This is a genomic window from Enterococcus sp. AZ040 (assembly GCF_050499185.1).
Lineage (GTDB): Bacteria > Bacillota > Bacilli > Lactobacillales > Enterococcaceae > Enterococcus_D > Enterococcus_D entomosocium.
In genome coordinates, this window is record NZ_JBMHEW010000001.1 from 1425902 (window position 1) to 1438132 (window position 12231).

Below are 12231 nucleotides of genomic sequence, written 5' to 3' on the forward strand. Positions count from 1 at the left end.
ATGAAAAAGTTGAAAGTAGCAAGTTTATTATTATGTGCAGGACTGTTTTTAGCAGGCTGCGGCGATGGCGGAGGTTCATCTGATGGACCAGAAAGTGATGAAAAAACAAGTATTTCTTGGATGGCAATGCTGCATACCGCTTCACCTCCGTCTGGGGATGTAACACAAAAGTTAGAAGAATATACAGGGGTCGAGATCGACTTTACATGGGTGCCGGACGCATCAAAAACAGAACGCTTGAATGCAGCATTAGCGTCAAATTCTTTAGCAGATATCGTAAGTTTGACAGAAATCAATAACACAACCGTCCGTAGTTCGCTAGCATCTGGAATGTTCTGGGATGTGGAACCCTATTTAGAAGAGTTTCCGAATCTGGCAGAAATTTCTGAGGATCGCTTAGAATCTTCTCGGATCGATGGTCATATCTATGGTGTACCGTTTCTAAAACCGATCGCTCGTTATGGTGTCCTCGTAAGAAAAGATTGGTTAGACAATTTAGGGTTGGACGTGCCATCGACTTTAGAAGAATTATCAGCTGTGGCACAAGCCTTTACAGAAGGAGACCCAGATGGCAATGGGGTAGATGACACGGTCGGATTCGTTGAACGTGATGAGTCCTTTAATGTTGGGTTCCGTTCACTTTCAGGTTACTTTGGTGCAGACAATTGGTTTACGATCACGGATGATGATGAAGTGATGCCATCCTTTATGCAACCAGAATACAAAGAAGCAATGGAATGGTTCCGTAATATCTATGATAACGGCTGGATGAATTCTGATTTTGCGGTAATGGCGAAAAATGATCAGAAGAACTATATCGTTCAAGGTCGTGGTGGGATTGTATTGAGTGGTTTGCAAGAAGTACGTAACTACATTGATGATGCAGCTGGTACTGATGAAGAGCATATGGAATGGGTCTTGATCAATGATATCGTCCATGAAAATGTGGAACGTCGTATCCTTTCTGATACCAATGGTGGAATGGGCGGTTGGTTAGCCATTCCGAAAAACAATGTTGAAACCGAAGAAGACTTACGTGTTGTTTTGAAATTTATCAACGATTTGATGGACGAAGAGCCGTTTACCTTGATGACGCAAGGGATCGAAGGGGTCCATTATGAAATTGATGATGAGGGTGTCTATGTCCGTTTAGATGATACGAAGTGGCAACAAGAAGTACAACCATTTTCTTCGTCTCGTCCATCAGAATTAGTAACAGTTTTCCCTTCAAGCAACCCATATGTCAACTTAGCCAATGAAAAGATTCGGGAAAATGAAGAATTTGCGGTGATCAATCCTGCACAATCGCTGACCTCTGAAACCTATGATCGTTCATGGTCAAGCTTGATTGAAGGAATCTCAGACGCTTACTACCAATATATGACTGGGGAAATCGAGATCGATGGGTTTGATACAGCGATCGAAACCTTCTTAAGAAATGGTGGACAGCAAATCATTGATGAGTTCACGGAAGATTATCGTTCACAACAATAAAGGTCACAAAAGGTTCTGATCATCTGTTGAGAAGGAATGGATGAAGTGAGGAGCCGCTACTGCTGAATGATTGGAAGACCAAGACCAGTTGAAGTGATTCGCTGCTTGGTCTTCTTTTTGCTTCAAAAGCAGTGAAGAAAGGAGAAGCTATGTTTCAACTAACTGTTCGGGGGCATGATTTAAAGAATTATGGGTCCCCAGAAGAATTAGCGCAAAAAATTGCCGCCAAAAACATTCATAACATTCAATTTGCATTAAATAAATCCTTCCCGCAATGGGCAGAGCCAGAGCAATTAAGCCCTGGTTTAGGCCGCTTTTTCAAACGTGTTTTTGGTCAATCTTATGTTCAGGTCGCTTTATTGAGTTGTTATAGTAATCTGATCCATCCTGATCTGGAAAAACGGGATGCGATTTTATCCAGATTCGAGACCTATCTCGCACATGCCAAATACTTTGATGCAGCTATGGTTGCAAGTGAAACTGGTTCGGTTTTGCCAAATATGGGGTATACCGAGGAAAATTTCAGTGACGTCGTTTTCGATGATTTGGTTCAGGTGATCAAGCGTTTGGTCCAAGTGGCTAAGAGACATCAAGTGATGCTAGGGATTGAAGCGGGCTTGAATCATCCACTATCATCGATCGATCGAATCGAAGAATTGCTGGAACGAGTACCGTCTGACTATTTAGGGATCATCTTTGATCCAACCAATCTGATTACGGCGAAGAACTATCAAGAGCAAGTCGCTTTGACAAGGGAAGCTTTTTCCCGCTTTGGTGATGCCATCGTTTGCTTGCACTTGAAGGACTATCAAGTAATCGATGGTAAAATCAAGGTAGTGCCATTGGGAGAAGGAAGGATTGATTATCAACAACTATTGGCCATCACCGCTGAATACAAGCCATTTTGTTATGTTGTGTTAGAAGGGACGACCGAAGAAGCGATGCAGCCGACCATTTCACTGATTGAAGCATTGCAAAAGTGAGCGAGCTGTCTTAGATTGTGACTGATGAGGAAAAGCTTTGTTACAAGGAGTCACGGGAGATCAAGGAATCCTTTCCTCAACAAGCAGATTTATTTACTTACTAAAAGTTAGTGTTATACTTAAAGGTACAAGTGAACTTAACTGTTTAGAAAAGAGGAAATAGCGATGACAATGATTCAATCAACCTATCAAATCGATGCAACAGCCGCAATTGGCAAAGTCGTTTTAAAAGTAGCGAATATGGAAAAAATGAGCCAGTTTTATTCGGACGTGATCGGCCTGACTTTATTGGAGCAAAGTGCCGATCACGCGCGATTAGGCGTGGGGACACAAGAGCTTTTAGTTCTAGAGAAGGTGAGTGATCCGTTGCCTTTGACACGGAAAACAGGCCTTTTCCATACGGCGTTTCTTTTGCATAGCCGTAAAGACCTAGGAAATATGCTGATTCATTATTTGGAGGCCAAAGCCCCTCTGGATGGTGCTAGCGATCATGGGTATAGTGAAGCGTTATACCTGACCGATCCAGAAGGAAACGGGATCGAAGTGTATCGTGACAAACCGAAGAGTGACTGGGATATTCGAGCAGACGGTGAGATCGTGGGCGTTACTATCGAAATGGACGCGCAAGGCGTGCTGGGAGCCGCTGACCGATCACAAACGACTTTTCCAGTTGGCACCACGGTGGGGCATGTCCATTTGAAAGTGGCGGATCTGGCAAAAACAGAAGAATTCTACACCGAAGTTTTAGGCATGCGTTTGACTTCAGATTTTGGTAGCCAAGCAAAGTTTTTTGCTGCTGGTTCGTATCATCACCATATCGGATCGAATATTTGGATGGGAAGAAATGTTCCAGCTATGGAGGAAAAGGATCTAGGCTTAGCGTACTTTACGATCGTTTTGCCAGCTTTTGCTTTTTCTACGTTACGAAGTCATCTAAAGGCAAGTGGCGTTTCTTATGAGTTAGAAACAGACAGCCGCTTGCATTTGACTGATCCGAATGGGATCAATCTGATCATCGAAAGAAAGAATCAGCCTTAAGATGGAGGTTTTTTCATTCATGAAATGAGAGAATAACCTATAATCAAGTAAAAGGAGAGCAAGCATGAAAAAAAACGGGGCGGGACAATCACTATTTCTAGCATTATTGATCAGCATGGGCTTATTTTTCTTTGTCCAAGGGAAACAATTAATAGAAAGTGGGGCGTCTCCTGTGATTTTTATTGCTTTTTCGGCTTTTGCAGGAATTATCGGAGTTGGTGTCTATGGTCTTCAAGCAATAATGAAACAGCATCGGCGCAAAGCCATGGTACCAATCAAAACCAAAAAATAAAGAAACCGGCCAATCTTAAACAGGAAGATTGGTCGGTTTTTTGTTTACGCTAAGAAAAAATGGGGAATGGGATCTGTCTCGTCCACTACATACTAATTTTCCATGTTTTCAATCGCAAATTCGATCTCATCAGGTAAGAAGCCGTTCCCTTCAAGATGAGCGGCCATATTTCTTTGACGGATCCCTAACACCCGGCGGGATTGATTGGCGCGCCCTAAAGCATGGCGATACCAATCTACGTCAAGGGTCTCTAGTGCCCATTGTGTTTCCTCCGCAGTGAAACCTTCTGTTTCTAACAGTTCTGCCATCTCTTGTTTTGAATAAAAGCGACGATTTCCTTGCGCTCTAACGAGGAAAAAGGCTTCACGTTCTCGTTCTGTCGCATTGTTTTCGCGCTCATAGCGTGCTGCTACAGTCGGGGCGAAATGAAACCCTGCTAAAATCGTTTCCTCGGTCACTTCGTTATGAAACACGTAGGTTCTAAATTGAAAACGATTGTCGTTTTCCAGTTCAAGCCATAGTGATTCAACCAGAAATCGATAACCGACTGGAATCGTTTCATAAACTGCATCGGCAATTTCGTAAAAATAAGCGGAAACGGCTTCGTAAGGAGTCATTATCTCGGGAACGATTTCCGTCGTTTGCCCATTAAACAAAGTGATTGCGGCAGGGTATTTTTCGCCAGCATTCGTAAATGTGAGAATCTCCACTGGCTCATGTTTTGTTGAAAAGACATTCATGGTCACGCCGTTCGCCAAATCAATAGCACTCTGCCACTCGATTTCTTGGTCATCGCTTTGTTGGTGTAAACGTTCAAGTGTATCAGGCGTCAAACCAAGCTTTTCTCGTGTATCTTCATTGATTCCTTCTTCATCGGCAAGAGGATTGTTTGCTCCAGCGGTCACTAGTGCCAAATCCTCTTCGTATTCTTTGAATAATTCTTGCAATTTTGCTCGTCTACTGACGATGATCGGGCTTTCCTCATGGATGGCAAGTAAGGCTTCGATACGTCCATTCCGAGCGGCAACCCAACTGGGCATATCCAGATAGCGAGCTTCGATCGCTTCTTGGGCGAGTTGAATCATTTTTTCCGTGTTTTCAATGAATGCCGCCTTGTGTTTTGAGTTGCTATTGACCTGTTCTAGAAAGGCCAATTCTGCTTCTTTGCCTCGAATCATCAGTTCGAGATTTTCAATACTTAACTCATAAGTAAGATTTTCTGCATGATAGGTATGTTCCCAACCAGCATCTAAAGCTGCACCGATGCGCTCAGAAAGTTCCTCAGGGCTTGCTAAATTTATCGTCCCACATCCTGAAATCAGGGATAGTATCAGTAATAATGGCAACAAAACTTGTTTTTTCATTTTTCTCCTCCTCGTGAGACTCTAGTAAACCTCGCCAATTTGTACGAATGAACGCATCAGAACGAGCACTTTCTTGGGTATAAACATAGTCACAGTATAAGGGACATCAACTGACCCCCAAAGTTAGACCAAAAAACCAAATTTTTTGGGGTCACTACAACAGCATATGGCATCGCGATGCCCTTTTCTTCGCTAGTTTTTAGTTACCCATGTTTGTCATCGCGTAGTCGATTTGTTCTTCTGAAAAGTCTTCGGAAGCCAATAACCGGCGAATGTTGTCTGGAGGAAGACTCATCAAGGAATGGTAACTATTTGCTTTCTTCAACGCCTGCTCGTTCCAATCAATCGTGAGCTGATCAACTGCCCATTGCGCATCATTATGGGTAAACCCTTCAAATTCTAATTGTTGGATCAATCGTGCACGTGAGAAAGCCATGAGGTTCGTATAGGATTCGGCACGTGCGATCGCTCGTCTTTGTTCTGAAGCTCCTTCATTCTCGGTCTGAGTTTGTTCGTCCTGGTTTTGCTGGCTTTGCTCTTGCTGCAAAGCCGTAGCTGCTTCTTGTTTTGCGTTTGCTTCTTGAAGCTGTTGATACACGGTAGTGACCATGTCTTGATCAATGTCATGATCAAAGCCATAGGTCATCACCGCCAGCTGATGTTCATCTGAAGATTGATCGAATCGATTCATAAACATTAACGATTCACGAGGAATATTTACGACCAGCCCTCGTAAAATCGTTTCATAGAATGCAGCTTTTTGCTCGTCGGCAGTTTCCCGATTAAGAACAGTAAATCCAGATGCGTACTCCTCTTCGGGCTTCGAAAAAACGAAGACGTCAACATTCGTTTCACTTGTGTGGTAAACAGTGGCGGTGAGTTCGTCGTCAAGTTTGATTCTGCGATGAAGAGTTAGCTCATCTTCGGTGAGCTGCTGAAGCTGCGCAATATCGTCTGCCAAAAGCCCCAGCTTTTGACGCGGGTCGGCTTCAGGAATCGTTTCGTTTGCTACCTCCAGTAGACGGTTGAGGTTGTCATGATTACTGAGAATGATAGGGCTCCGTTCATGAATCGCAGCCAGAGCCTGGCTATAACCAATGCGGGCAGCAAACCAAGCAGGGACATCGATCCGACGCTCCACTAACGCTCGTTCAGCGGTTGCAATCAAATCAATTGTGTGGCTGATTAACTGATAAAGATCTTCGTCGGAAGAATCAAGCTCTTCCAAAATAGCCAATTCGGCTTGACTGCCGGCAATCAACAACTCTAAGGTTGCTGGGTGATAATAGGCCCAGCCCGTTCCGGATTGGTTTGTATATTCCAGTCGTGCGTCGATGCCAAGTGCAACGGTCTCTGACAGTTCTTCATCTGCCTTTGCGCAACCGATAAGCAAAATAACGAATGACAATAGGGTGATCAGTACTCTTTTTTTCATTAGGCTCCTTCTTTCTATCGAAAGTAACTGAGAAAACGGTCGGAAGAGGTTTGTTTATCTGGGGGAAGGAGGAGAGAAGGTGAATGGGAAAAATGCTGAAAAGATTTTTCATCACCAGTAAATTCAGGCAACTGTTTCTGATCCGCCAATAAGAAAAAGCGGAGCATCGAACCAGCTTTTGAGAATAATCGTTATATTATTCATTTTATATGAAAAATAGTGTGAAATGCAATGATAAAAGAGTTTTTATCGATTTTTACATTTGGGAAAGGAAGCTTCGTATCAACTTTCTAGGAGTAGACGCTCAAGATCAAAGCGATCGAAAGAATTCATCGAAGGATCGCCATGGGGAATCTTTTGAGCAAACAAAAAAACAGCTTCCCATAATGGGGAAGCTGTAAGGATGCGGAAAATGGGATTTGAACCCACACGAGCGATTGCTCACAAGACCCTCAATCTTGCACGTCTGCCATTCCGTCATTTCCGCAAATACTATAGAAGGAAACGCAGGCTGAGGTAGTTCTGTCACGCCGCGTCTAGAAAATATCTTACCTGATTTTCAACAGGTTTGTCAATAACTTTTCCTAATGCTATTTGAAAGAATTTTCAGACTTTAGATTGCATTTTTTTCCATAAAAGGTATGCTAAAAGAATGAATAATTATTTTTTTGAGAGGAGAGCAAATGAACTACTTTAAAAACCAGTTAGCTAAATCTGTCAAACAGAAAACGTTCCTCTTCCTGCTCATTGGTGCCTTTAGTTTAGGTTGTTGTTTTTCCATTTATTTGAAGCTGATGGAACCCATCAACTTACCCGCCACGATCACTGCAGAAAAAGCGGAAGCCTCACGGCTTGTTGATCGCTACCAAGCCAATCAGTCGGGTTCACCTGCTGAACAAGAGGTGTATCAACTTTTGCTTGAAAACAATACACTGACTTCGCGACAGTTATCCAACTTGATTATGGAAGAATACGAACGATTTAATCAAACGAGTATTCAAATTGCAGAACTAAAAAAGCAGATTTGGGCGTCAGAAGTTGATGACAAAGGATTTTTGCCACCTTTATGGGCAATCGAACAAGATCAGAAGGTCTATCAAGCTTTAGTCGAGCAAGAAAAAGAGCCGGTCCTCACTGCTGCCAATGCCCAGACCGCTGTCGCTTTGGCAATAACCTTTTTGCTTAATTTTGGCTTCTTCTTTTGGGCTTTTTTTGCCAGTGACAATTTGATAGAAGAAAGAGAACACTTCTCTTTGATTCGCTCGTACCCGCAGATTTTTCCGATTCGGATGTTAAGTAAAATTGTGGTTAAAGGGATTACAAATTTAGGCGTTTTGATTGTGTTCTTCTTAGGCGTCTTTCTTTCAATGAGCCTTCTGGGGGAGTTCGGGGATTGGCAGTATCCAGTAGCCGTCTATCTCAATGGGGATTGGGTAGCCTTACCTTTTTGGCAGAGCGTTTTATATAGCCTGGTTTCTTTTGGCTTGCTGATTGGTTTGATCGAATGCTTAGGTTTTGTCATGAACATGATCGCAGCCAATCGATACGTCTCTTTCTTTTTGCTGGTGCTTTTTTATGGGCTCGGCTTGATTCCGATGCTGCAAAAGATCCCACTGTTACCAGTTCATATAGCTGCTATTGATAAATTTTATTCGGGCGCCTTTGCATTGGGTTCTGGTACTTCTTGGGGAGTCTATGCTAGTTGGCTGCTGACGGTGGTGTGGATCTTCCTTTGTATAGCATTGATGCTCGTTGCGGATAAACAGAATCGCTTGTTGAGAGGGGGCAAAGGATGAAAGACTATTTTTTATTTGAATTACGACAACTCTTAAAGAGCAAGAAAACTATTGGTCTTTTTTGCTTGCTTCTTATCTATAGCGGCGTTTACAGTTTTTGGCAAAAAGATTTTCGCCCGATTGAACGAGTAGATAAAACAGAAATGCAACAACGCTATACTGTGCGACAAGATTTTCTTGATCAACAAGCAGCCAATCCTTCTGACCATTGGTCGGCAAGCTTAGCAGTTGAAATGTTTACCCCATGGAACGAAGCGGAAAAACAACGATTAGATGCACTAGCTGATGAAAACTGGCAAGCTTATGCACGAGGAACAACTACGTGGTACCAGTTGGCGTTGCAGTTTACCGATGAACGAAATGTTTTTTATACACCGGATTATTATACGTTTCAAAATTACTACGCTGCCTATGACGGTCGCTTTGGTTATGCTTCAACCGCTAAGCTTATGGAAGCCTTCAGCCAGTTGCCGAATAAGAAACTCTCGCAAGGAGTCATGGAGCAAAAAACGGGGATACAGGCATTGCAGCGAAGTTTTACTGGATATTTACCGATTCTATTGCTTGCTGTTTCTTTATTTTTGGCGATCGATTGCTTACCAAAAGAACGAAGACATAAATCCCTATTTCTTTCACTGCCATTATCGGCAGAAGAGATCCTTTGGAGCAAAACGGCAGTATTGATGGTCGGTTCTGCAATTGCAACGCTTGGGACCATGTTCTTTCTCTGGTTGGGTTCTGGTATTCAATTCGGCTTTGGTTCCCTGGAACTACCGGTCACGATTTTATCACCGACCTTTGATGCCCGCTACCCGATCACAGATTTCAACGCTTTTGAAACACAAGCCATCGGTCTTTTTATAGGCCAATGTTTTCTTGCGACGCTTTTTTTGCAGTTTATTTATTGTCGCGGCATCTTGTTGTTCAGTGCCCTGTTTCGCTCAGAACTGGTTAATCTGCTTTTAGCTGGTTTTTGCTTGCTTTCACCCTATATTTTCCAAAGACGTTGGTTCAGTGCTTACCTTGATAAAACGCTGTATGTCTATCTGTATCAAAATGTGGGACAAGTCCTTTCAGGCTGGACACGTTTTTATTTTGGTTCTGCAGGGTTTACGATGGAAAAAGGGTTGCTTTTATTAGGAGGCGTTTGGCTTCTGATCGAAATGTGTTTCTTCGTGACGATCCAACGCAAAAAATTTCATTTGGCATAGGAGGAACGATATGTTAGAACTGAAAAATGTGACGGTCACGTATACGAGAAAAGTATTGGATCAGCTTTCCATTGCCTTTTCTCCCGGGGAAATCGTCGGGTTAGTCGCCCCTAACGGCACCGGGAAATCCACGCTATTGAATGTGGCGATGAATTTCATCCAGCCGAATGAAGGCGCAGTATTTTTGAATGGCAGTCAAGTATATGTGACCAAAAAATCAGAAGTGGCAGCGCATCAACAAATTTCGTTTTTTCCTGACCAAAATGATTTGTACAATGATTTGAGTGGTTTCGAGCATCTCAAGCTGTATCAGCGAATGTGGCGTTCAGAGGAACACTTAGTGGAAGAAACGATTGATCGTTTGCGGATGAGTGACTATATCAAACGTCCTGTGGGTACCTATTCGCTGGGGATGCGGCAACGTCTGTGTTTTGCGATGCAGATCGTGACGGATACGCCTTATATGCTGATGGATGAAGTCATGAATGGCTTGGATCCGACCAATGTGGAATTGATCTCTAACGTATTAAAAGCCTTGCGAGCGCAAAAGAAAGCGATCGTGATTGCTTCGCATATTTTGACGAATTTGGATTCCTACGCGGATCGGGTCTTGTTTTTAAAAGACGGCAAGATCATTCACGAATACTTTGGTCGCAAGTCGTTAGTCAATCAACCGTTGTACTTAAAAACGGACTCGGCAGATTTTTTGGTGGCTTTTCCAGAATTAACGACGGTGACCATCGATCTGCAAGGACGGATCTATCTGGTAGAAATCAGCGATCCTCAGCTACCGCAACGGTTTATCGCTGCAGGGATCACTGATTTTTCTGTGGGGCACTTGGCACTAAATGAATTGTATTTGACGTATTTTCCTGAAAATCACTGACTGCCGCACTATTTACGAGATGAGAGCGGGACAAGCACAGATGAAGGAGAAGCAAAAAAATTTCGCCATAGGTAAAAGTTTTTTGCTATAATAGGTTCAATCTGAAAAGAGATCAACGACGAGAACCAATAACCTGACGTTGACCTATGGTTAAAGGAGAAATGGAATATGAAGAAATTTTCGAAGTCGTCAAAACTTGAAGGGGTCAGTTATGATGTGCGCGGCCCAGTTTTAGAAGAAGCCGATCGGATGCAAGAAGAAGGCATCAGTATCTTGAAATTAAATACGGGGAATCCCGCGCCTTTTGGGTTCGAAGCCCCAAATGAGATCGTTAGAGACCTGATTATGAACGTGCGAGAATCGGAAGGATATTCTGATTCGAAAGGGATTTTTTCTGCCCGTAAAGCGATCGAACAATATTATCAATTACAGAAATTTCCTGATGTGACCATCAATGATATTTACACAGGTAATGGTGTTTCCGAGCTGATCACGATGTGTATGCAGGGCCTATGTAACAATGGGGACGAAGTGCTCGTGCCGATGCCTGACTATCCTTTGTGGACTGCTTCGATCTCATTAGCTGGCGGGAAGCCCGTCCATTATATTTGTGATGAACAAGCAGATTGGAATCCTGATATCGAGGACATCAAAGCTAAGGTCACCAGCAAAACCAAAGCGATCGTCATTATTAATCCGAACAATCCAACAGGAGCCGTTTATCCAAAAGAAATTTTGGAGCAAATCGTCGACGTTGCTCGTGAGCATGACTTGATCATTTTCTCTGATGAGATCTATGACCGATTAGTCATGGATGATTATGTCCATGTGCCGATTGCTACATTAGCGCCAGATCGATTCGTTGTGACGCTAGGTGGCTTGTCTAAGTCTCATCGAGTGGCAGGTTTCCGTGTGGGCTGGATGGTCCTCAGTGGCGACAAGTCCCATGTGAAAGACTATATCGAAGGCTTGAATATGCTATCTTCGATGCGACTGTGTTCGAATGTCTTATCGCAACAAATCGTTCAGACCGCATTAGGAGGCTATCAAAGTTCTGATGAGTTACTATTACCAGGTGGTCGTATTTATGAACAAAGAGCGTTTATCCACAAGGCAATCAATGACATTCCGGGATTGTCAGCGGTGAAACCGAAAGCCGCCTTTTATATTTTCCCTAAAATTGATATTCAACGCTTTAATATCACCAATGATGAACAATTTGTTTTAGACTTTTTACACGAGCACCACATCTTGCTGGTTCACGGCGGTGGGTTCAACTGGCAACAGCCAGATCATTTCCGAATCGTTTATCTTCCTAATATGGAAGACTTAAAAACGACTGCTGAAAAAATGACAGAATTTTTGGCGTCCTATCGTCAGAAATAAGAATATAAAAAAGCACCGCTCCTTCAACAACCGTGAGGGAGTGGTGCTTATGTTTTTATTCGGCAACTGGTTGACAAATTTTTTTGCTCACAATCATTCGATTGGTAAATTTATCCAGCATTTCAGCACTAGGATCGGTGACTTGAACCAGAACAGAGTTCTCATATTCTCGTTCGATGATCCCTTGATACTTCTTGCCATCCCATGTAAAAAAGATCGTACTGTCGATCGTCATCTTAACACCTCATTTGAAATTGTGGAAAAATAACAAGACATTCTTGAAATTGCTTTCCTTTTTGTCATTATGTGCTAAAATAAAGAAAATTAAAAATGCGAATTCGCATTT

At 42.8% G+C, this 12231-nt stretch carries 11 protein-coding genes and 1 tRNA gene; 8 read left to right on the forward strand and 4 right to left on the reverse strand.

Annotation, left to right across the window (positions count from 1 at the left end):
- The 4 genes from IGK63_RS06570 to IGK63_RS06585 all read left to right on the forward strand — a co-directional run bounded on the left by IGK63_RS06570 (window position 1) and on the right by IGK63_RS06585 (window position 3807).
- Window positions 1–1494 (forward strand): extracellular solute-binding protein, encoded by a 1494-nt coding sequence (locus IGK63_RS06570; protein ID WP_016613309.1) that lies wholly within the window; start codon window positions 1–3, stop codon window positions 1492–1494.
- A gap of 149 nt (window positions 1495–1643) precedes the next feature.
- Window positions 1644–2477, forward strand: a complete 834-nt coding sequence (locus tag IGK63_RS06575) for a sugar phosphate isomerase/epimerase family protein (RefSeq protein ID WP_034872220.1) — start codon at window positions 1644–1646, stop codon at window positions 2475–2477.
- A gap of 165 nt (window positions 2478–2642) precedes the next feature.
- Complete coding sequence (locus tag IGK63_RS06580) at window positions 2643–3515, forward strand: VOC family protein (protein WP_034872221.1); 873 nt, start codon at window positions 2643–2645, stop codon at window positions 3513–3515.
- Window positions 3516–3579: 64 nt separating this feature from the next.
- Complete coding sequence (locus IGK63_RS06585; protein ID WP_005229963.1) at window positions 3580–3807, forward strand: hypothetical protein; 228 nt, start codon at window positions 3580–3582, stop codon at window positions 3805–3807.
- Between the two features lie 92 nt (window positions 3808–3899).
- Here IGK63_RS06585 and IGK63_RS06590 read toward each other — a convergent pair whose 3' ends face one another.
- From IGK63_RS06590 to IGK63_RS06600, 3 genes are all read right to left on the reverse strand, one after another.
- Window positions 3900–5171 carry a hypothetical protein gene (locus tag IGK63_RS06590; RefSeq protein WP_429972463.1) on the reverse strand — a complete coding sequence of 424 codons (1272 nt, stop codon included), beginning with the start codon at window positions 5169–5171 and terminating at the stop codon, window positions 3900–3902.
- 199 nt (window positions 5172–5370) lie between these two features.
- Window positions 5371–6606 (reverse strand): Ltp family lipoprotein, encoded by a 1236-nt coding sequence (locus IGK63_RS06595; protein ID WP_008381499.1) that lies wholly within the window; start codon window positions 6604–6606, stop codon window positions 5371–5373.
- A 404-nt stretch (window positions 6607–7010) separates the two neighbouring features.
- Window positions 7011–7093: transfer RNA gene (locus tag IGK63_RS06600), tRNA-Leu, on the reverse strand.
- A 196-nt stretch (window positions 7094–7289) separates the two neighbouring features.
- Between IGK63_RS06600 and IGK63_RS06605 the strand changes: the two genes are divergently transcribed.
- The 4 genes from IGK63_RS06605 to IGK63_RS06620 all read left to right on the forward strand — a co-directional run bounded on the left by IGK63_RS06605 (window position 7290) and on the right by IGK63_RS06620 (window position 11885).
- Entirely contained in the window at window positions 7290–8402 is a 1113-nt protein-coding gene (locus IGK63_RS06605; protein WP_429972464.1) for a hypothetical protein, read from the forward strand.
- Window positions 8399–9613 (forward strand): ABC transporter permease subunit, encoded by a 1215-nt coding sequence (locus tag IGK63_RS06610; RefSeq protein ID WP_016613315.1) that lies wholly within the window; start codon window positions 8399–8401, stop codon window positions 9611–9613. Before IGK63_RS06605 ends, IGK63_RS06610 begins: the two co-directional genes overlap by 4 nt.
- A 10-nt stretch (window positions 9614–9623) precedes the next feature.
- Complete coding sequence (locus IGK63_RS06615; RefSeq protein ID WP_016613316.1) at window positions 9624–10499, forward strand: ABC transporter ATP-binding protein; 876 nt, start codon at window positions 9624–9626, stop codon at window positions 10497–10499.
- 168 nt (window positions 10500–10667) lie between these two features.
- Window positions 10668–11885, forward strand: a complete 1218-nt coding sequence (locus IGK63_RS06620; RefSeq protein ID WP_005236450.1) for a pyridoxal phosphate-dependent aminotransferase — start codon at window positions 10668–10670, stop codon at window positions 11883–11885.
- Between the two features lie 55 nt (window positions 11886–11940).
- Here the strand turns inward: IGK63_RS06620 and IGK63_RS06625 are convergent, their stop codons facing one another.
- Window positions 11941–12120 carry a hypothetical protein gene (locus IGK63_RS06625; protein WP_005236448.1) on the reverse strand — a complete coding sequence of 60 codons (180 nt, stop codon included), beginning with the start codon at window positions 12118–12120 and terminating at the stop codon, window positions 11941–11943.
- Window positions 12121–12231: the final 111 nt, after the last annotated feature.